This window comes from Pseudomonas sp. OST1909 (genome assembly GCF_015277575.1).
GTDB classification, from domain to species: Bacteria; Pseudomonadota; Gammaproteobacteria; order Pseudomonadales; family Pseudomonadaceae; genus Aquipseudomonas; species Aquipseudomonas synxantha_A.
Map to the genome: position 1 here is coordinate 6,267,934 of NZ_CP063780.1, position 18,990 is coordinate 6,286,923.

At 60.5% G+C, this 18,990-nt stretch carries 19 protein-coding genes; 6 read left to right on the forward strand and 13 right to left on the reverse strand.

All coding sequences use genetic code 11. The features are described from left to right. Positions 1 to 36: 36 nt before the first annotated feature. The 3 genes from IH404_RS27525 to abc-f all read right to left on the reverse strand — a co-directional run bounded on the left by IH404_RS27525 (position 37) and on the right by abc-f (position 3,241). Positions 37 to 669: a LysE family transporter gene (locus tag IH404_RS27525; RefSeq protein ID WP_005792425.1), complete on the reverse strand. Its 633-nt coding sequence runs from the start codon at positions 667 to 669 to the stop codon at positions 37 to 39. 89 nt (positions 670 to 758) lie between these two features. Further along, positions 759 to 1,331 (reverse strand): mechanosensitive ion channel family protein, encoded by a 573-nt coding sequence (locus IH404_RS27530; RefSeq protein ID WP_005792426.1) that lies wholly within the window; start codon positions 1,329 to 1,331, stop codon positions 759 to 761. Further along, a complete protein-coding gene (gene abc-f, locus IH404_RS27535) occupies positions 1,331 to 3,241 on the reverse strand; it encodes a ribosomal protection-like ABC-F family protein (protein ID WP_194439558.1) in 1,911 nt (636 codons plus the stop codon). The genes IH404_RS27530 and abc-f overlap by 1 nt, the downstream gene beginning before the upstream one ends. Positions 3,242 to 3,291: 50 nt before the next feature. Between abc-f and IH404_RS27540 the strand changes: the two genes are divergently transcribed. After that, complete coding sequence (locus IH404_RS27540) at positions 3,292 to 3,756, forward strand: TIGR02444 family protein (protein WP_194439560.1); 465 nt, start codon at positions 3,292 to 3,294, stop codon at positions 3,754 to 3,756. Here IH404_RS27540 and IH404_RS27545 read toward each other — a convergent pair. Continuing rightward, positions 3,753 to 4,790, reverse strand: a complete 1,038-nt coding sequence (locus IH404_RS27545) for an AlgP family protein (protein ID WP_194439562.1) — start codon at positions 4,788 to 4,790, stop codon at positions 3,753 to 3,755. The genes IH404_RS27540 and IH404_RS27545 overlap by 4 nt on opposite strands. Positions 4,791 to 4,982: 192 nt before the next feature. Between IH404_RS27545 and IH404_RS27550 the strand changes: the two genes are divergently transcribed. Then, complete coding sequence (locus IH404_RS27550) at positions 4,983 to 5,660, forward strand: FKBP-type peptidyl-prolyl cis-trans isomerase (RefSeq protein ID WP_194439564.1); 678 nt, start codon at positions 4,983 to 4,985, stop codon at positions 5,658 to 5,660. 52 nt (positions 5,661 to 5,712) lie between these two features. On the opposite strand, the gene IH404_RS27555 is transcribed toward IH404_RS27550, so the two are convergent. The 7 genes from IH404_RS27555 to IH404_RS27580 all read right to left on the reverse strand — a co-directional run bounded on the left by IH404_RS27555 (position 5,713) and on the right by IH404_RS27580 (position 12,101). After that, positions 5,713 to 6,171 (reverse strand): Rsd/AlgQ family anti-sigma factor, encoded by a 459-nt coding sequence (locus tag IH404_RS27555; RefSeq protein WP_005792431.1) that lies wholly within the window; start codon positions 6,169 to 6,171, stop codon positions 5,713 to 5,715. Positions 6,172 to 6,379: 208 nt separating this feature from the next. Beyond that, positions 6,380 to 6,901 (reverse strand): disulfide bond formation protein B, encoded by a 522-nt coding sequence (locus tag IH404_RS27560; protein ID WP_005792432.1) that lies wholly within the window; start codon positions 6,899 to 6,901, stop codon positions 6,380 to 6,382. A 237-nt stretch (positions 6,902 to 7,138) separates the two neighbouring features. Then, complete coding sequence (locus IH404_RS27565; RefSeq protein WP_005792433.1) at positions 7,139 to 8,380, reverse strand: heme biosynthesis protein HemY; 1,242 nt, start codon at positions 8,378 to 8,380, stop codon at positions 7,139 to 7,141. A 5-nt stretch (positions 8,381 to 8,385) separates the two neighbouring features. Beyond that, positions 8,386 to 9,501, reverse strand: coding sequence for a uroporphyrinogen-III C-methyltransferase (locus IH404_RS27945; RefSeq protein ID WP_242462632.1), 1,116 nt, complete (start codon positions 9,499 to 9,501; stop codon positions 8,386 to 8,388). Between the two features lie 18 nt (positions 9,502 to 9,519). Beyond that, positions 9,520 to 10,278 (reverse strand): uroporphyrinogen-III synthase, encoded by a 759-nt coding sequence (locus IH404_RS27950; protein WP_242462633.1) that lies wholly within the window; start codon positions 10,276 to 10,278, stop codon positions 9,520 to 9,522. Further along, positions 10,275 to 11,216, reverse strand: coding sequence for a hydroxymethylbilane synthase (hemC, locus tag IH404_RS27575; RefSeq protein ID WP_005792436.1), 942 nt, complete (start codon positions 11,214 to 11,216; stop codon positions 10,275 to 10,277). The genes IH404_RS27950 and hemC overlap by 4 nt, the downstream gene beginning before the upstream one ends. 138 nt (positions 11,217 to 11,354) lie before the next feature. Then, complete coding sequence (locus IH404_RS27580; protein WP_194439566.1) at positions 11,355 to 12,101, reverse strand: LytTR family DNA-binding domain-containing protein; 747 nt, start codon at positions 12,099 to 12,101, stop codon at positions 11,355 to 11,357. A 501-nt stretch (positions 12,102 to 12,602) separates the two neighbouring features. Here IH404_RS27580 and argH point away from each other — a divergent pair. Next, complete coding sequence (argH, locus tag IH404_RS27585) at positions 12,603 to 13,997, forward strand: argininosuccinate lyase (RefSeq protein WP_005792438.1); 1,395 nt, start codon at positions 12,603 to 12,605, stop codon at positions 13,995 to 13,997. A gap of 100 nt (positions 13,998 to 14,097) precedes the next feature. Here argH and IH404_RS27590 read toward each other — a convergent pair whose 3' ends face one another. After that, positions 14,098 to 14,757: a glutathione S-transferase gene (locus IH404_RS27590; protein WP_194439568.1), complete on the reverse strand. Its 660-nt coding sequence runs from the start codon at positions 14,755 to 14,757 to the stop codon at positions 14,098 to 14,100. A gap of 126 nt (positions 14,758 to 14,883) precedes the next feature. Between IH404_RS27590 and IH404_RS27595 the strand changes: the two genes are divergently transcribed. From IH404_RS27595 to IH404_RS27605, 3 genes are all read left to right on the forward strand, one after another. Beyond that, positions 14,884 to 15,168, forward strand: a complete 285-nt coding sequence (locus tag IH404_RS27595; protein WP_005792440.1) for a hypothetical protein — start codon at positions 14,884 to 14,886, stop codon at positions 15,166 to 15,168. A gap of 95 nt (positions 15,169 to 15,263) precedes the next feature. Beyond that, positions 15,264 to 15,518 carry a TIGR02647 family protein gene (locus IH404_RS27600; protein WP_003195403.1) on the forward strand — a complete coding sequence of 85 codons (255 nt, stop codon included), beginning with the start codon at positions 15,264 to 15,266 and terminating at the stop codon, positions 15,516 to 15,518. A 168-nt stretch (positions 15,519 to 15,686) separates the two neighbouring features. Next, positions 15,687 to 18,527: a class I adenylate cyclase gene (locus IH404_RS27605; RefSeq protein ID WP_194439570.1), complete on the forward strand. Its 2,841-nt coding sequence runs from the start codon at positions 15,687 to 15,689 to the stop codon at positions 18,525 to 18,527. Here IH404_RS27605 and rnk read toward each other — a convergent pair. Then, positions 18,524 to 18,934: a nucleoside diphosphate kinase regulator gene (rnk, locus tag IH404_RS27610; RefSeq protein ID WP_005792442.1), complete on the reverse strand. Its 411-nt coding sequence runs from the start codon at positions 18,932 to 18,934 to the stop codon at positions 18,524 to 18,526. The two genes, IH404_RS27605 and rnk, sit on opposite strands and share 4 nt — an antisense overlap. Positions 18,935 to 18,990: the final 56 nt, after the last annotated feature.

Below are 18,990 nucleotides of genomic sequence, written 5' to 3' on the forward strand. Positions count from 1 at the left end.
GGGAGCCCCTCCCACATTTCGATTCGGTTTCGGCAATTACGCCGTAGCGCGATGCAGGCTGGCGAGAAATCCGGCAGCGCCGACAAACAAGCCGGCGAATGTACGGTTTACGCGCTTCTGTTGTTTAGGCGTACGCAACAGACGCAAGACTTTCGACGCCAACCCCGTGTAACCCGCCATCACGATCATATCGACGCTGATCATGGTCGCACCGAGGATCAGGTACTGAATCAACAGCGGCGCCTGCGGGTTCACGAATTGCGGCAACACCGCCAACATGAACACCAGGGCCTTGGGGTTGCTGGCGTTGACCAAAAAGCCGCGGAACATCATCGCCATCGGCTTGCCGATCGGGCGCACGGCGGCGTCATCGGTCATGTCCATGGGCAGGGCGCGCCATTGCTTGATGGCCAGGTACACCAGGTAGGCCACGCCAAACCATTTGATCGCATAGAATGCGGTAGACGACGCCGCCAGAATGGCCCCCAGGCCACCCGCGACCACGGCAATCTGCATCGCCAGGCCCAGTTGCAGGCCAATGGCGTTCCAGTAGCCCCGGACAAAACCGTATTGCAGGCCGCTGGACATCGAGGCGATGGCACCGGCGCCAGGAGAAAGGGAGATGATCCAACTGGCCAGGAAAAAGGCCAGCCATGTGTCGAGAGCCATTGCGCACCTCAGAAGGGAGTCAGCGATTGTGCCTTTAAGCTAACTCTACCGACCGAAGGCTGGCTATAGATTTTTACAAGATGTAAACGCTAGCGGTCGCCCGGAAATACATGGGTGCCAGGCCAACGGCGCACCGAGCGCTGAAAGAACAAGCTGTTAGGCACTTGCACCATCGCGCTGCTGGTCCCGGCTTCTTCTACTTCGATCAATGTGGTGTAAAGCAGGTTGATCGCCACGACCCTGCCCTTCACGCCGGGTTTGTCGACGGTGTCCACCAACTCGACAATATCCCCAAGGCGGAACGGCCCGACGGTGAAGATCAGAATTGCGCACAACAGGTTGGACAGCACCGACCACATGGCGAAGAACGCCACTGCCGCTACCGCGACAAACCCTGACAGCGCCGTCCACAGCACCGTGGCAGACACTCCCAGGCGCCCCAGCACAAAGATCAGCGCACTGCCCATGATCAGCCAGCGCAAGCCGCCGCGCAGGGGCATCAGCAGTTGCGGCGGGAACGGGTAACGCTCACCCAGGCGCGTCAGGCCCTTGGCGACGAAGCGCTGGGCCAGGTAGCCGGCCAGCAGGATCAGCAGGATTTGCACGCCGATCCATACGGGCTCGACCCATTGCGCCGGTACCGGCAGTTGCAACGCTTCCATCAGGACAGCGCCTCCAGCTCCGCTTGCAAGGTTTCGAGCAGTTCGAGGGCCTCCATCCAGGTTTCCTCCAATTGCCCTTCGCGCACCTTGAGCTTGGCCTGTTCGGCCAGCAGGTCACGCAGCTCATCCTTACGCGCCGCCTCGTACACGGCGCTATCACCCAGGCTGGTTTCGATCTTGGCCAGGCGCTCGTGCACCTTGCCCAGCTCGGCTTCCAGCTTGTCGGCCTCACGCTTGTGCGGCGCCAGTTGCTGGCGCAGCGCGGCGGCGGCCTGGCGCTGGGCTTTCTTGTCAGTCTTGTCCGGGTTGACCGGGGTGTTGCTGGCCGGCGCATTGCGCAGGCGGTAATCGGTCAGCCAGCGTGCGTAGTCGTCCAGGTCGCCGTCGAATTCTTCGACCTTGCCGTCGGCCACCAGCAGGAAGTTGTCGGTGGTGCTCTTGAGCAGGTGGCGATCGTGAGACACCACCAGTACCGCACCGCTGAACTCCTGCAGGGCCATGGTCAGTGCCAGGCGCATTTCCAGGTCCAGGTGGTTGGTCGGTTCGTCGAGCAGCAGCAGGTTTGGACGGTCCCAGGCGATCAGGGCCAGGGCCAGTCGGGCTTTTTCGCCACCGGAGAAATTCAGCACTGGCTCGTCGATCCGTGCGCCACGGAAGTCGAAACCGCCGAGGAAGTCGCGCAGGGTTTGCTCGCGCTCGGTGGGCGCCAGGCGCTGCAGGTGCAACAGCGGGCTGGCCTTGGCATCAAGCGAGTCCAGTTGATGCTGGGCGAAGTAACCCACCACCGTGTTCTCGCCACGGGTCAGGCGGCCAGCCAGTGGCTCAAGCTCACCCGACAGGTTCTTGATCAGCGTCGACTTGCCCGCGCCGTTGGGGCCGAGCAAACCAATGCGTGCGCCCGGCGTGAGCTGCAGCTTGACCTTCTTCAGGATGGTCTTGTCGCCGTAGCCCAAGCGAGCGTCCGACAGATCGAGCAGAGGGCTTGAGATCTTCACCGACTCACGGAACACGAAATCGAACGGCGAATCGACGTGGGCCGCCGACAGTTCTTCCATGCGCTCCAGCGCCTTGATGCGGCTCTGGGCCTGACGGGCCTTGGTGGCCTGGGCCTTGAAGCGGGCGATGTAGCTTTCCATGTGCGCACGTTGCGCCTGTTGCTTTTCAAAGGCCTGTTGCTGCTGGGCCAGGCGTTCGGCGCGTGCGCGTTCGAACGCGGTGTAGCCGCCACGGTAGAGGGTGATTTTCTTCTGCTCGACGTGGGCGATGTTGTCGACCACGGCGTCGAGGAAATCCCGGTCGTGGGAAATCAGCAGCAAGGTGCCCTGGTAGCTCTTGAGGAAATCTTCCAGCCACAGGATCGCATCGAGGTCCAAGTGGTTGGTCGGTTCGTCGAGCAGTAACAGGTCGGAGGGGCACATCAGTGCCTGGGCCAGGTTCAGGCGCATGCGCCAGCCGCCGGAGAAGTCGGCGACCGGGCGGTCCATCTGTTCGTTGGTAAAGCCAAGGCCAGCGAGCATTTTGCGGGCACGGGCGTCGGCGGTGTAGCCGTCGGCACTGTCCAGCTCGGCGTGCAGGCGGGCCTGGGCGGCACCGTCCTGGGCTTTTTCGGCTTCGGCGAGGTCGTGTTGCACCTGGCGCAGGCGCAGGTCGCCATCGAGCACGTAGTCGATCGCGATGCGGTCCAGGGTGTCGATCTCCTGGCGCATATGGGCGATGCGCCAGTCGGCCGGCAGCAGGCAGTCCCCGGAATCCGGGGTCAGCTCACCGAGCAGCAAGGCGAACAACGTGGATTTGCCGGCGCCATTGGCACCGATCAGGCCGGCTTTGTGACCGGCGTGCAGGGTCAGCTCGGCGTCTTCGAGAAGACGTTGCGGGCCACGCTGTAATGTTAGGCTTTGAAGTCGGATCATAATGGCGGCGGAGTCTACCAGCTTCGTTGGCCGCTGGCTTGGGTGTGAATATGTGCGCTGACCTGTGGAGCTTTGCCCTTTCTACCTACGCTCGCCCGGGTGTAGAGGCCGCTTGCCTGCGTTTGCAGGAACATGGCGCGGATGTATGCCTGCTGCTGTGTGGTGCGTGGCTGGAGCGGCGCGGTGTGGCACATACACCTGAGCGGGTGCAGGCGCTGCAACAGCTTGCCCGTCCGTGGCGGGTGCAGGTTGTCGAACCGTTGCGATACCTGCGCGTGCAATGGCGAGCCCTGGCGCAGCAGGATACGCAGCTGGCATCGTTGCGCGAGCGGGTCAAAGCCCTGGAGCTGGAGGCTGAACGAACACTGCTGGCGCGCCTGGAAACCTTGGCGCAGGCATGGCCGATCAATGAGGTGGTGGGTCAGTACGAATGGCTTGAAGGCGTGGCGACCGAAGCCGCCAACCTTGACCACGACGCGCTGCAGGCGCTGCGCGTCGCGGCCACCGACGCTTAGGAAGCGTTGGTTGGGGTGGTGCTTGGCGCTACCGGTGCAGGCGTGGTGCTGGCCGATGCGGTTGGAGCGGTGGATGCTGTCGGTGCCGGTGGAGTGGCTGGCTTGGCGACTGCTGGTTTGGCAGCAGCAGGTTTAGCGGCTGGCTTGGCTGCTGGTTTCGCGGCAGCAGGTTTGGCGGCTGGCTTGGCTGCTGGTTTCGCGGCTGCAGGTTTAGCGGCTGGCTTGGCTGCTGGTTTCGCGGCTGCAGTTTTGGCGGCTGGCTTGGCTGCTGGTTTCGCGGCTGCAGTTTTAGCGGCTGGCTTGGCTGCTGGTTTCGCGGCTGCAGTTTTAGCGGCTGGCTTGGCTGCTGGTTTCGCGGCTGCAGTTTTAGCGGCTGGCTTGGCTGCTGGTTTGGCAGCTGCAGTTTTAGCGGCTGGCTTGGCTGCTGGTTTGGCAGCTGGTTTGGCAGCTGCAGTTTTAGCGGCTGGCTTGGCTGCCGGTTTGGCAGCTGCAGTTTTAGCGGCTGGCTTGGCTGCCGGTTTGGCAGCTGCAGTTTTAGCGGCTGGCTTGGCTGCCGGTTTGGCAGCTGCAGTTTTAGCAACTGGCTTGGCAGCAGCGGTTTTGGCAGCGGGCTTGGCTGCAACTTTTGCGGGTGTACGAGCCCCCAGCGCTTTAGCTACGGCTTCCTTCACACGACCAACGCCTTGGGCCAGCTTCAGGCTTTCTTGAGCGTCTTTTTTGAGTTGGGAAATGTAGCTGCGGGTTTCAGCTTGACGATCCTTGAGGGCGTCCAGCAGGTCCTCAAGTTCTTTGACAGCGCCCTTGGCTTTGGCTTGCGCCTTGGACTTGCCGGCAGTAGCGGCGTCTTGCAGTTTGGTACGGGACTTGTGCAGCTTTTCTTGCGCTTTACCGCGTTGTTTTTCCAGTTTGGCGAGCAGTTTTTCTGCATCGGCCAACGCCTGGGAACATGCGCTTTCCAGATGTTCGAGCAGGCTGCCCGAAAGTTGTTGGAGCAAGTGCAACGGGGTATTTACAGGCTTCTGTTTGGCCGACATGGTTTACCTCCTGGCTGACGTGGGTGCGGCTCATACTAGCCCTCTGCTCTTACCGCCGCTAGCGCATGTTGACAGTATCGTTGGGCTTGCGTTGCACGGTACGAAAATTCTTATCGATATAACGCAAATGCTCACCAGTTTTTACGCACTCACACTGGCATAATCCGTCGCACTTTCGCCGGGAGAATGTCCATGTCGCGTTATCTTTTTCTAGTGCTTGGCTTGGCGATCTTCGTGGCCGATGCGAGCGAGCAATCGCCGTCAAAAACCACTGCCACAGAGGCGCATGATCTAGCCTATAGCTTGGGCGCAAGCCTCGGCGAACGCTTGCGCCAGGAAGTCCCCGACCTGCAGATCCAGGCCCTGATCGACGGCCTCAAGCAAGCCTATCAAGGCAAGCCGCTGGCGCTCGACAACGCGCGCATCGAACAGATTCTTACCGCGCACGAAGCGCAAAACGCCGCCAACGCCCAACTACCTCAAAGCGAAAAAGCACTCGCCGCCGAACAGCAATTTCTAACTCGGGAAAAAGCCGCCAGTGGTGTTCGTGAATTGGCAAATGGGATTCTGCTCACCGAGCTGGCACCGGGCACTGGCAACAAGCCGTTAGCCAGCGATGAAGTGCAGGTGAAATACGTGGGCCGACTGCCTGACGGAACTGTCTTCGACAAAAGTACGCAACCGCAATGGTTTCGCCTGAACAGCGTGATCAGCGGTTGGAGCAGTGCATTGCAACAGATGCCGGTGGGTGCGAAATGGCGTCTGGTGATTCCTTCAGCCCAGGCCTATGGCGCAGACGGCGCAGGTGAGTTGATCCCCCCCTATACGCCGCTGGTGTTCGAGGTCGAACTGCTCGGCACTCGCCACTGACCCATAAAAAACGGTGCGACATGCGCACCGTTTTTTATCTCGCCGCCAAGGATCAGGCCTGGACAGCAGCCTTTTGTTTGTGGGCCGTGTGCAACACTTCGATCAGGCAATCTTCCAATTCGAAACGCTCATGGAGCAGACCGCCGAGCTCCTTGAATTTTTCAGCAACACACTTGCCTTCATCACACAGATCATTGAAGGCCAGCAGCTTCTCGGTGATCACATCAATGCGCGGGTAAAGGGTTTCGGCCAATTCCAATCCGCGTTTGTCATTGAAGGCTTTCGCTTCGCCGGTCAGCTGCTCATAAACCTCAAAATGACCCGCAGACACGTAATCCACCAAAGACCCGCAGAATTCTTGCAGAGGCTTTTGCTTCTCAGCCAATGCATCGGGATGGGCACCAAGAGTGTCATAGGCCTGAATCAGTTCGCGGCGCTCCAACAGCCATCTATCGATCAGCTTGTGCACCCCACCCCAACGTTCCTGAGCATTCTGACAACTTTCCAGCATGATGATCTCTCTTCCCTATAGGGGCGCTGCTGCTCTGTACCTGCGCAACACTTGAAGGATTAAGCAGCAGTCGAACAAAGCCGCTTCTGACAAATGGTTTGGATACGCGTGCGGGCCAGATTATGCCCGCATGACTATGGCTTCAAGGTACGCAGGAGAGAATGTTCATACAAGTGTTTAATCCACTCCTACAACGCGCGTCCCGTTTTCATGACGTTGTGATGCGCAAATGCTTACTGAACAACAGCCGCGAGCATTGCATGACACCCAGGATCAACATCGCCACAAAGAACAACAGGCTCCACTCCGGCAGGCTCAGGTCAAATAGCGTCCAGTTGATTTCAACGCAATCGACAGTCCCGTTGAACACTGACCTCGCCGCCTGCCAGAACGACAGGTTTTCGATCATGTAGTGCAAGCTGGGCCAGCAATCCCGGCCCGCACCTGACGGAATATTCTGCAATAGCACTTGGCGCCCGGCAGTGATGGCGCCCAATAATGCACACACGGTGCTCGCCAGCCCATACAGACAAAGGCCGGAGCGCCCGGGATTATGAAGGGCGGCCATCAGGTTGATCAGCGCAAAAGTGGCCAGAAACAGACGTTGTACCTGGCACAGAAAGCAAGGCCGTAGCAACGCGCCGTATTCCAGATAGAAGGACGCGCCCAACGTCAGCGCACCCGCCATGAACGCCAGCAAAAACAAGGAGCGTAAAGGGGCCAAAGACATTGTTTATCCGCACTGCAAGAGATAGGTCGCTACGGTAGAGGAAAGGCCCGACCCCTTTCAAGACGCCCCGGAGCAGACAATTCCGCGAAGAAGCAAGGACATTCCGCCAAGGCATGGCGGAAATCCAGTTACAACAAGTAGGAATTAGTCATCACGTCAGTTATACCGAGTGTTTATTGGGGTTTTAAGGATCGGGTGTCGGATAGATCCGAGCCAATCCATTCACCCTTTCCTACTTCAAATACGCGCGGGTACTGGCAGAGGCGAGGACAACAGACGATTGTCGAGCAGCCCCAGACCTTCCTGAAACAGCTGGTTGCTGCGCTCGGTGTCGCCCAGTTGGGCCAGCAGGCGGGCCAATTCGGCACAGGCTTCGGGGTTGCGCTGAACTTGCAGGCTGCTTTCCAGATAGTCCCGCGCCTTGCCCCACAGGCTGTTTTGCAGGCACAGACGGCCAAGCGTCAGCAGCAAGCTGGCATCGCCCGGATGGTCCTTGAGCCAGCCTTCGGCAAACTTCAACTGGCGCGCCGGGTCACTGCCACGCAACAGGCCATACAGCCGAATCAGATGGCTGTCATAGTCGCGCTTGAGGGCACCACGCAGCACTTCCTCGGCCTTTGCATCCGCGCCTAGCCGACGCAGTTGGTCGGCATAAGCCAGCACCAATTGTGGCTGCTGGCGCTGGGCCGAGGTCAGTTGCTCCCAGGCCCGTTCCAGAGACTGCAAGCCCGCCTCGCCCTGCTCTTCACGCTGGGCAGCCAGGCTCAGGTTTTCGCCCCAGGCACGACGTTCCAGCTCGGCCAGCTCACTGGCGGGCAAGACTTTGTCCTTGCGCAGTTCAGGCAGCAGGCGAATCACCGAGGACCAATCGCCACGCTGCTGATGCAGGCGCTGTAGCTGCCTGAGTACCTGCGCGTTATGCGGGTGACGCTCGTGCATCGCCTGAAGCGTAACCAGGGCGCCTTCCGTATCGCCGCGGTCCATCTGCAGTTGCGCATGGCTCAGGGCTACGGCCAATTCCGCCTGGGGCTGGCGCTCCAGGGCGCGCTCCAGCAAGCCGTCGGATTCCTCATAGCGGCCCTGCTCATTGGCCGCACGGGCAGCACCGATGTAATAGAGCAGCGGCTGACGCTCTGCTTCGGCAGCGCGGTGCAAGTGGCGCTCGGCACTGGCCCAGCGGCCCTCGGCAAGGTCCATCTGGCCTTGCTCGATCGCGATCTGCACACGGCGGCTGCGGTTGCGTCGCGACCATGGATTGACCACGCCACCGGAGGTCGTGATCAGGCTCAGCAACACACGAACCAGGTAGATCGCCAGGCCGATGGCAAACACCGCCACCAGGGTAGCCCACAGGCTTGACTCGTAATGCAGCAAATGCGGATAGGTAATCAGCACGTAGCCGGTGTGTTTCGAAATACCCACGGCCAGTGCGAGGGCGACTGCAATCGCCAGCACCAGGATCACATAGAAACGCTTCATCAGCTCTACTCCTGGGTCGCCGGGTTGCCGGCCGCAGCCTTGGCTTCGTCGGCAGACAGATGACGACGTTCAAGGTAAGCCTGCACGGCGGCCAGGCTCGCAGCCAGGTCCGGCGTCACCACCGACACGGCCTTGGGCTCAAGTTCAGCTATACGCGCCAGCATCGCCTTGCTCTGCGGGTTGTCCTGATTGAAGTTGTCTTGCAATACGCTGCGCGCTTCGCCCAGCGAGCGGCTGTATACCGCCGACTCGCCGTTGAGCGCGGCCCACTGCGCCTGCTCCAGCGCCAGGCTCAGGGCCAGGCGCACTTGGTTCAAGCCCTGGCCTGCCAACAATGGCCGGATATTGTCATCCGGGTTGAAGTCGATGCGGAAATAGCGGGAAATCTGTTCCCACCACTGGCTCAACTGGTTCTGCGTATCGCTTGTGGGGCGCCCTTGGGAAGCAGGCTCCGTAAGCTGATACTCCGGGGCAATCGCCGCCAGTTGCACGACCTGGTCACGCAAGGCCGCCAGTTGCAGGTACAGGCCGGTGCGGTCTGGTTGCTCAGTGCTGCGCAGTGCGGCAAGGCTCTTGGCCAGTTGCTCACGGGCGGTGAAAGCCCCTGGGTCGCTCTGCTCGCGAAGAATCTCGTCGGCGCCCTGGACCAGCGACTGCGCACTGTTGATGTCTTGCAAGGCAGACAAACGCAAGCTGGCCAGACGGATCAGATGCTCCGCCTCGGCCAGGCGCCAATCCTTGCGGCTGGCGCCCAACACCGTTTCGAGGCGCTGGCTCAGGCGTTGCTGATCGCCCTGCAACTGGGCAACCAGACGGCGGCGTTCTTCCAGCTCGTCCGCACCCGGCAATTGTGCCAGGCGGGCGGCCAACTGTTGCTGGCTTTGCTTGAGGCTCTGGGACTGGTCATCCAGGGTCTGCACTTGGCTCAATTGATGTTGGTTGCTGGCTTGAAGGGCGCGGACCTGCCAGATCCCCCAGCCGCCAGCAGCTACGCCAGCAGCCCCTAGCAGCAAGGCGACGACCGCCAGGCCATTGCCGCGGCGCGGCGCGGTGACCGGTGTCTCGACCGGCGCATCAAGCGCGGGCTGAGCTTCATCTTTAGGCAAGGCTGTTTCGCTCACGTATCCGTCCTTTGCGTATCAGAGAGTGGGAACGGGATAGCTCCCCAACGCCACTAACAAAGCCGCGGCACTTGCGCCGCGACAATCCACAACTTTTTTTGCGCCAGCGGCCCGCGCCATCTCATAGACGCGCGGGCTGGGCACGAACAACGGCAGCTTTGCCACCAGGGGCCAATCACGGCCGGCCAGGGCTTGCAGGTGTAAAAAACCCTGTCCACTGCTGACCACCAGGCCGTTCAAGCGTTCCAACCGGATGCGTTGCATCAGCGCACCCGTCTCGTAGACCGGGAGAAAACGCCGATACAATTCCAGATAGTCGACACTAGCACCTTGCTCACGCAAACGCTCTGCCAGCAACTCTCGGCCGCCCTCGCCACGCAGGATCAGCACCTTGGCGCCCGGCTGTGCGATAGCCTCGCGCAATGCAGGCAATTGAAGCAAGGCCTCGCTGTCATCGCCAGTGGCGGGATAATGAACGTCGAGGCCATGACCGGCCAGGATCTGCGCCGTCGCCGCACCGACGCTGAACCACGGCATTGGTGGCACGGCATTCCCCAACCGTTGCAGCGCCAGGCGCGCGGCCGGCTTGCTCACAACAATGACCGCGCAATAACGCTGCAACGCGTCAAACACCGCTTGTTGCTCAGCCGTAACCGCTAACGCTTGCGTCTCCAGCAACGGCAGACGGCTGCTGTATATACCGGCCTGGGACAATAACGCCGCCAGGGCTGTCGACTCCTCGGCAGGCCGCGTCAGCAGCACTCGCCAGTCGGTCACTGCGGACCGGCCTCGCCATAGACTTTTTGCAAAATGGCACCGGCGCCTTTGTCCAGCAACTCCTCGGCAACCTGAATCCCCAAGGCCGTGGCGTCTCGTTGCGGCCCACGCACCTGGGCAGTCAGCAGGGTACCGCCATCCGGATCCCCCACCAGGCCGCGCAGCCACAGGCTCTCACCTTCGAGTACGGCATAACAGGCGATGGGGACTTGGCAGCCGCCATTGAGGTGTTTGTTCAGGGCGCGCTCGGCGGTCACACGAACTTCGGTATCGGCGTGATCGAGGGGCTTGAGCAGTGCGTGGATTTCGCTGTCGACGGTCCGACATTCGATGCCGACTGCGCCCTGCCCGCCGGCGGGCAGGCTGTCTTCGACGCTGATGGCCGATGTGATGCGATCTTCGAAGCCCAAGCGGATCAAGCCGGCGGCGGCAAGAATGATCGCGTCATATTCGCCGGCATCCAGCTTGGCCAGGCGCGTGTTGACGTTGCCGCGCAAAAAGCGAATCTGCAAGTCGGGCCGACGTGTCAGCAACTGAGCCTGGCGACGCAGGCTGGAGGTGCCGACGATGCTGCCCAGCGGCAAGTCATCCAGGGACGCGTAGGTATTGGAAACAAAGGCATCACGCGGATCTTCGCGCTCGCAGATGCAAAAAAGGCCCAGGCCTTCAGGGAAGTCCATGGGCACGTCTTTCATCGAATGCACAGCGATGTCGGCTTCGTTTTCCAGCAGCGCAGTTTCCAGCTCCTTGACGAAAAGACCCTTGCCGCCGATTTTCGACAGGGGTGAGTCCAGCAGCTTGTCGCCGCGACTGACCATGGGCACCAGGGATACCTTGAGGCCCGGATGAGCCTGCTCAAGGCGTGCTTTGACGTATTCGGCCTGCCACAAGGCCAAGGCGCTTTTACGGGTGGCGATGCGGATTTCGCGAGAGGACATGGATCAATCCGTACTGAATAGATACGGCGGATAATAACAGCTCAGGCAAATACGCTTTGATTTGAATCAGCAAGTGCGGGGCCTCCCTGGCCACATCGCACCGGGATAAGGAAGGCAGACCGCGCCCCAGCCCTTGGGCTAAAGCTGCTGCATCATCTTGCGCACGCCAGCGACATGGCGTCGGCTGACGATCAACGCATCGCCATTGAGCCCCTTCAGGAAGAGCTGAAAGTGCCCCAGGGGTGTGCGCTGCAAGCGCTCGATACGTTCGCGGGCTACCAGCGCGTTGCGATGGATACGCACAAAACGGTCGCCGAATTCATCCTCAAGAGCCTTGAGCGGCTCATCCAGCAGCACTTCGCCGGCTTCATGGCGCAGGGTCACGTACTTGTGATCGGCAATAAAGTAGACCACCTGGTTGAGCGGGATCAGCTCGATGCCTTTGCGGGTGCGCGCACTGATGTGGCTGCGTGGCCCGTTACCACTTTGGGCCGCAGGCTGGGTCAGTGCGGCAAGTTGGGCACGGCTGGGACGCTCGGCTTTTTTCAAGGCTTTGAGCAAGGCCTCGGCGGTGACCGGCTTGACGAGAAAACTGACACTGCTGTCTTCCAGCGTCTGTGCAGAGAACTCTTCCTGGGCCGCGCACAACACCACGGCAGGTGGCGATTCGCGCTCGCTCAGGCGGGCAGCGACTTGCAGGCCATCAAAGCCCGGCATACGGATATCGAGCAGCACCACATCCGGCTTGAGGCTGTCGATCAGCGTCAACGCCTCCTCACCGCTGGTGGCACTCGGTTCAAGGACTGTATAACCCTCGAGTTCACTGACAAGACGGCTCAGTCGCTCGCGGGCTTGGGGTTCGTCATCAACGATCAGGACATTCATATTGCGCTGGATTCCTGCGTGAGTCTCGCACAAGGATAGCGTAGACAGGTGCGGTGACTTGCGTCACAGCGATCCACGCTAAGACTAGCGCGAGCGGCAAAAAGTGCCCTGAGAGCGGCACCCAAATTTACCCGGACCTGTTCAATAGCGCCCAAGACCTGCTGCCTTCGGGCATCGTCGTAGGGTTCACTGATACACAATCCGAATACCCCCCTGTTTAATGGATAGTCTGGTTATGACCGCATCACCAGACTTTGGTGCATTCACACACTAGCAGTCCAACTGTAGACGCTCACTGAGACGATATTGCTCAATCGTCAAATATCGTTTCAACAAGTACGTATCTCCAGTCTCGTCCCGGATGCGTTCGGCGGCAAGGCACTTAGCCATCTAGGACACAAATAAAATTGCCGATCACCCGCGGCACCGCCTTCACGGGCAACCCTGTTATTATCGCCGGTACACCTTCATGCCTCTTTCAAGCAGATCACGAGCGAATCCATGAGCACCGACAAGACCAACCAGTCCTGGGGCGGCCGCTTCAGTGAACCCGTCGACGCCTTCGTCGCGCGCTTCACCGCCTCCGTCACCTTCGACCAGCGCCTGTACCGCCACGACATCATGGGCTCCATCGCCCATGCCACGATGCTGGCCAAGGTCGGCGTGCTGACCGACGCCGAGCGTGACAGCATCATCGACGGCCTGACCACCATCCGCGGTGAAATCGAGGCAGGCACGTTCGACTGGCGCGTCGATCTGGAAGACGTGCACATGAACATCGAGGCACGCCTGACCGATCGCATCGGCGTGACCGGCAAGAAACTGCACACCGGCCGCAGCCGTAACGATCAGGTAGCCACCGATATTCGCCTGTGGCTGCGCGATGAAATCGACCTGATCCTGGCCGAAATCACCCGCCTGCAAAAAGGTTTGCTGGAGCAGGCCGAGCGTGAATCGGACACCATCATGCCCGGCTTCACTCACTTGCAGACCGCCCAGCCAGTGACCTTCGGTCACCATCTGCTGGCCTGGTTCGAAATGCTCAGTCGCGATTACGAGCGCCTGGTCGATTGCCGCAAGCGCGCCAACCGTATGCCGTTGGGCAGCGCTGCGCTGGCCGGCACCACCTACCCGATCGACCGCGAGTACACCGCGCAGCTGCTGGGTTTTGACGCCGTGGGCGGCAACTCCCTGGACGGCGTGTCGGACCGCGACTTCGCCATCGAATTCTGTGCCGCCGCCAGTATCGCGATGATGCACCTGTCGCGCTTCTCCGAAGAGCTGGTGCTATGGACCAGCGCCCAATTCCAGTTCATCGACCTGCCGGACCGCTTCTGCACCGGCAGCTCGATCATGCCGCAAAAGAAAAACCCTGACGTGCCTGAGTTGGTGCGCGGCAAGAGCGGCCGTGTATTCGGCGCGCTGATGGGCCTGTTGACCCTGATGAAAGGCCAGCCCCTGGCCTACAACAAGGACAACCAGGAAGACAAGGAACCGCTGTTCGACGCCGCGGACACCCTGCGTGATTCGCTGCGCGCCTTTGCCGACATGATCCCCGCGATCAAGCCCAAACACGCGATCATGCGTGAAGCAGCCCTGCGTGGTTTCTCCACGGCAACCGACCTGGCGGACTACCTGGTGCGCCGTGGCCTGCCATTTCGTGACTGCCACGAAATCGTCGGCCACGCGGTGAAATACGGTGTGGACACCGGCAAGGACCTGGCGGAAATGAGCCTGGAAGAACTGCGCCAGTTCAGCGACCAGATCGAACAGGATGTGTTTGCCGTGCTGACCCTGGAAGGCTCGGTAAATGCCCGCAACCATGTGGGCGGCACTGCGCCGGCACAGGTCAAGGCAGCGGTCGTGCGCGGCAAAGAATTGCTCGCCAGCCGCTAAAAGCATCGCAGGCAAGCCAGCTCCCACACTTGATTGGGTTCACACATCAAAATGTGGGAGCGGGCTTGCCCGCGATGGCGCCCTTACAGATGCCAAAGGTTTATTTCTTGGCCGCAATCATCGCCATGAATGCCGGCATCGCCGCCTGCCTGTCCGCCTCTACCTTCTGCGCGTTGGGCATTTCATTCAGGCGCCCCAGCAATGCCTTCGCCTGCGGCAACTGCGCCAGCAGGTCCAGCCCGAACAGCTTCTCGCCCACGCCGCACGCCAGGTTCAGGCTGTACATGAAATACAAATCCGCAATGGTGAAGTTCTCCCCAGCCACATAAGGCGCGAACTTACCGTGCCGACCTAACGTACCGATCCCAAGCAGCAGCTCGGCCCTGGATTTCTCCTTGATCGCCTCCGGCACCGTCATGCCGAAAAAAGCCTCGGCGAAACACGCTCGCGCAGGCAGTTCGATGTAGAGCTCGATTTCACGGCACAGCGCCAGCACCTGAGCCCGTTGAAAAGGGTCGGCCGGCAGCAATGAAGGGCCTTCCTGAGTGTGTTCGATGTACTCCAGAATCACGCTGGTTTCATTGATAAACCCTTGCTTGACGCCCAGCACCGGCACTTTGCCTCGCGGGCTCACCGCCAAGGCTTCGGGGGTCTGGCCTGCATAAAAAGGCACCTCCTCGAAAGCCAGCCCTTTCTCCAGAAGTGCAAGCTTGACCATGTTGTAGTAGTTACTGACTGAAAATCCGTAGAGCTTGAGCATTGCAGATGCCTCCAGGCCGGGTGTGGGGTTGGCTGCAAGAGTTATAGTTCCAGGCGCCCGGCCTGACCAGCAGCATCACCTGCCTGAATGGCGGTAGACTGGCACCCTTTCCTTGAGGAGCCTGCCATGAGCGAGCCGACCGATATCGACAATGACGAAGAAGAATTCACCGAAACCACGCTGATCGAAGCCATCGAAAACCAGATCGAAAGCGACAACCCGCCAGCGGCCAAGGCAACGTTCAACAAACTGACCCTGGTGGGCTACGAGCGCGACGACATCCTGAATCTGATGGCTCACGTGCTGGCCTTCGAGATCGACGCCATGCTCGAAGATGACCGCGCCTTCAATACCGATTGGTATGAAACGGCGCTGCGAGCACTGCCCGAGTTGCCGCCGGAAAAGGAATAACCCCGGCACGCAGCAACACGCTGGACAGTTCGGCAAAGTGCGTTCACCTTATGGCCTGCTAGCCTCTAATAAATTTTAGAAAGTCTGGAGTCCTTATGTCGTATACCCCTGAGTTGGTTGCCGAACTGGAAATCCTTGTACTCTTCCCCTTGGACAGCACCAAGGAGGGCTTGAAAGTCCATCAGACCGCCGCTCCTACCGCCATCGCCGCTGCCAAGCGCCTCCATGCGAAAGGACTGATCGATCAGCCGGACGGGGGCTACCTGACGAGCCTTGGCCGGGATGCTGCAGAACAGGCTCAAACCCTGCTGACCATTCTGACCACTGCCAGCACCAAAGAAGCTGCCTGACACCTGATCCCGCCCATGGGGTCCGCCCGTTGCGGACTCCGAGGGCGCTGTTGTGTGGCGCAAAAATTCTGACGCCAAAAAGCCACTTCCCTCTAAAACTCCTACGCTACTGTCTGTAGACTCCTGCATGGCTGCCCACGTCGGGCCCAGCTAGCCACCGAGTTCGACATGACCCGCACCCACGAAATCCGCCCTGATCTGGACGAAGGCATCGACCGCAAGGTGCTGACCCAGTTGCGCGCGCGTTTCATGGCCCTCAATGAGGGCCGCATGGCCCGGGCTGTCGAGGGGCTGACACCACGCCAACAAGGCGTGCTGACTTTGTTGCCGCTGTTTTTCCACGTCAATCACCCGCTGTTGCCGGGCTATGTCTCCAGCAGCACCCCGGCGGGGCTGTCGAATTTCGAACCTGACGCCCAGGCCCTGGCCGAAGCCCAACGCCTGACCCGCTCGTTCTCCTATAAACCGCGCCATGGCAACCCGCCCCGCCCCATCCACGGCCTGTTCCTGATGGGCAGCCTCGGCACGCTGGCCCAGGCCGATCAAAGCGATATGGACGTGTGGGTGTGCCACGCCCCCGACCTGGACGAAAGCGAACTGGCAGAGCTGCGCAAGAAGTGCCAACTGCTGGAAGCCTGGGCCTTGAGCATGGGCGCCGAGGCGCATTTTTTCCTGATCGAACCTACACGCTTTGTCCTGGGTGAACGCGACACGCAACTAAGCTCCGACGATTGCGGTACTACCCAGCACTACCTGCTGCTGGACGAGTTCTACCGCACAGCCATCTGGCTGGCCGGGCGCACGCCGATCTGGTGGCTGGTGCCGGTCTACGAAGAAAAGCGCTACGCCGAATTTACCCACGCCCTGATTTCCAAGCGGTTTATCCGCGCCGATGAAACCCTCGACCTGGGTCACCTGGCCCATATCCCGCCGGGCGAGTTCATAGGTGCCGGGCTGTGGCAATTGTTCAAGGGCATCGAGTCACCGTACAAATCGGTGCTCAAGCTGCTGCTGACCGAGGTCTACGCCAGCGAACATCCGAACGTGTACTGCCTGAGCCTGCGTTTCAAGCGAGCGGTGTTCGCCAACCAAGTGGACCTGGATGAGCTGGACCCTTACATCGTGGTGTATCGCCGCATCGAGGAATACCTCAAGGCCCGCAACGAGCCGGATCGCCTGGAACTGGTACGACGCAGCCTGTACCTGAAGATCAACCGCAAGCTCAGCGCCGGCCAGCGCACCGCCACTTGGCAGCGACTGCTGCTGGAACGCCTGGCCCGGGAATGGGGTTGGGACCAGCGCCAACTGGCCCTGCTGGACAGTCGCAGCCAGTGGAAAGTGCGTCAGGTTGCTTCCGAGCGCCGCGCCCTGGTCAATGAACTGAACTACAGCTACCGTTTCCTCACCCAGTTCGCCCGTAGCGAACAGACTGCCAGCCTGATCAACAAACGCGACCTCAATGTACTGGGCCGGCGCTTGTATGCGGCGTTCGAACGCAAGGCCGGCAAGGTTGAGTTCATTAACCCAGGCATCGCCCCGGACCTGGCCGAAGACACCCTGACCCTGGTGCAGTCGCCCAACCGCAAGGAGCCGGGCCAGCACCATTGGGGTTTGTATAACGGCAACCTGACGGCCTTGGAGTGGGAGCACTTCGCGCCGATCAAACGCAGCCGGGACCTGCTGGAAATGCTCACCTGGTGCCATCGCAACGGCGTGATCGACAGCAGTACCCGCCTGGCGCTACACCCCGGTGTCAGCGACATGACCGAGTTCGAACTGTTCAACCTGCTGGGCAGCCTGCAACAGACCATCACCCTGCCCCTGGCCAGTGTCGATGAGAGCCGCTTGCTGCGCCCGGCAGTGCCGGAAGAGGTACTGTTGCTGATCAACGTCGGCGTGGACCCGCTCAAGCATCATCGCGACCTGAATATCCTGATGACAACAGAGCGCACCGACTCCCTGAGCTACGCCGGTGTACGCGAAAACCTGGTGCTGACCCTGGACCAGGTCATGCTCAACAGCTGGAATGAGGTGATGGTCAGCCGCTACGACGGGCCCCACGCCCTGCTCGACTGCCTGCGCGACTACCTCAACCAACTACCGCCGGGTCATCTGCCACGGCTGCGGGTGCGCTGCTTCTGTCACAACCGTGCGCAGTTCATTGCCCAGCGTGTAGAAGAGGTGTTCGACACCGCACAACACCTGCTGCTTGGCCAAGCCAATCATCGTTACCTGTTGCAGGTGCAACAGCACTATCACGTCATGGAACTGACACCGGGCCAGGCCAATCATGTGTCACTGCCAACCCAGGACGCGCTGATTGCCTACCTCAGTGAGGAACTGGCCAGCTACAGCCCTTGGCACCTTGACGCCATGGCCCTGGAAGACCATGACCTGGCGCTGCTCCTGCCTATGGGCCAGGCCGATTGCGTGCAAGTGTTCTATCGAGTCAATGAAGGCTTCGCCCAGCTGTACGTGCTCGACGAATTCAACGCGCTTTGGCAGCAGCGCTTGCCGTTTCATGATGAACAAAGTCTGCTGGCTCCGCTGCAACGCTTCCTGCAATCGATCCTCTATCGCCGCGAAGCGCTGTCGTCCCTGGATTCCCGACAGCCCCTGGGTGAAGTGCACACCTTGTACTATCAGTTATTGCCATCGGGCAGCAGCCGCGCGCGCGGCGTGGAGCCACGATCGGCGCCGCAGAACCCTGCCAACAAGCCGTTTTATGACGTGCAGGCAATTATCGGCAAAGGTGCGCCTGGCCAGGTGGGGATCACCCTTTACTGCAATCAGCGGGAATTTTGCGAACTGGAATTTGGCGACCAGCTGTTTGCCGTGGTCGCCCGGGAGATCGTCGGGCAACGCCGGGAAACCGAACGTTACCGTTGCTACATCACTGATCTGGACTTGTCAGGACTGCTCGGTGATGTGCAAAGCCCGAGCAATTTGTACCTGCGCTACAAAGCCGAACTGGAACAGTCCCTCAATGCCGCACTGGGCCAGATTTAGAGCGAGAAAGCCCCGCCATCCTTGGGCTGGCCTTCGACACTGAGCAATTCCAGCTTGAGCGTCTTGCCACCCGGTGCAGGCCAGTCGATATGCTGGCCCACTTGCAGACCCAGCAAAGCACTGCCTACCGGCGCCAGGATCGAGATCTTGCCTTCGTCGGCGTTCGCGTCCTTGGGGTAGACCAGCGTCAGGTGATAGTCCTTGCCGCTGCTTTGCTCACGGCAATGCACGCTGGAGTTCATGGTCACGACACCCGCAGTCACTTCATCGTGACCGACCACGTCTTCGGCGCGGTCGAGTTCGGCTTGCAACGCTTCGACGCCGGGAAACTCGTCGCCCAAGCGGTCGATCAGTTGCTCAAGACGCTGCACGTCAAGACGGGTAAGAATGATGGAAGGTGCGGTCATGATTCAGGCAGACTCCTTTTTTCTGCACAAAAAAGCAAAACCCCGCCAGAAAAAGG

What these genes read in the sequence shown, in the direction of transcription:
- rnk (WP_005792442.1), bottom strand. Translation starts at nt 18,934, where the DNA reads ATGACCGCACCTTCCATCATTCTTACCCGTCTTGACGTGCAGCGTCTT.
- IH404_RS27595 (WP_005792440.1), top strand. Translation starts at nt 14,884, where the DNA reads ATGAGCGAGCCGACCGATATCGACAATGACGAAGAAGAATTCACCGAA.
- hemC (WP_005792436.1), bottom strand. Translation starts at nt 11,216, where the DNA reads ATGTCCTCTCGCGAAATCCGCATCGCCACCCGTAAAAGCGCCTTGGCC.
- abc-f (WP_194439558.1), bottom strand. Translation starts at nt 3,241, where the DNA reads ATGATCCGACTTCAAAGCCTAACATTACAGCGTGGCCCGCAACGTCTT.
- IH404_RS27550 (WP_194439564.1), top strand. Translation starts at nt 4,983, where the DNA reads ATGTCGCGTTATCTTTTTCTAGTGCTTGGCTTGGCGATCTTCGTGGCC.
- IH404_RS27590 (WP_194439568.1), bottom strand. Translation starts at nt 14,757, where the DNA reads ATGCTCAAGCTCTACGGATTTTCAGTCAGTAACTACTACAACATGGTC.
- IH404_RS27565 (WP_005792433.1), bottom strand. Translation starts at nt 8,380, where the DNA reads ATGAAGCGTTTCTATGTGATCCTGGTGCTGGCGATTGCAGTCGCCCTC.
- IH404_RS27555 (WP_005792431.1), bottom strand. Translation starts at nt 6,171, where the DNA reads ATGCTGGAAAGTTGTCAGAATGCTCAGGAACGTTGGGGTGGGGTGCAC.
- argH (WP_005792438.1), top strand. Translation starts at nt 12,603, where the DNA reads ATGAGCACCGACAAGACCAACCAGTCCTGGGGCGGCCGCTTCAGTGAA.
- IH404_RS27605 (WP_194439570.1), top strand. Translation starts at nt 15,687, where the DNA reads ATGACCCGCACCCACGAAATCCGCCCTGATCTGGACGAAGGCATCGAC.
- IH404_RS27560 (WP_005792432.1), bottom strand. Translation starts at nt 6,901, where the DNA reads ATGTCTTTGGCCCCTTTACGCTCCTTGTTTTTGCTGGCGTTCATGGCG.
- IH404_RS27580 (WP_194439566.1), bottom strand. Translation starts at nt 12,101, where the DNA reads ATGAATGTCCTGATCGTTGATGACGAACCCCAAGCCCGCGAGCGACTG.
- IH404_RS27545 (WP_194439562.1), bottom strand. Translation starts at nt 4,790, where the DNA reads ATGTCGGCCAAACAGAAGCCTGTAAATACCCCGTTGCACTTGCTCCAA.
- IH404_RS27530 (WP_005792426.1), bottom strand. Translation starts at nt 1,331, where the DNA reads ATGGAAGCGTTGCAACTGCCGGTACCGGCGCAATGGGTCGAGCCCGTA.
- IH404_RS27525 (WP_005792425.1), bottom strand. Translation starts at nt 669, where the DNA reads ATGGCTCTCGACACATGGCTGGCCTTTTTCCTGGCCAGTTGGATCATC.
- IH404_RS27540 (WP_194439560.1), top strand. Translation starts at nt 3,292, where the DNA reads ATGTGCGCTGACCTGTGGAGCTTTGCCCTTTCTACCTACGCTCGCCCG.
- IH404_RS27600 (WP_003195403.1), top strand. Translation starts at nt 15,264, where the DNA reads ATGTCGTATACCCCTGAGTTGGTTGCCGAACTGGAAATCCTTGTACTC.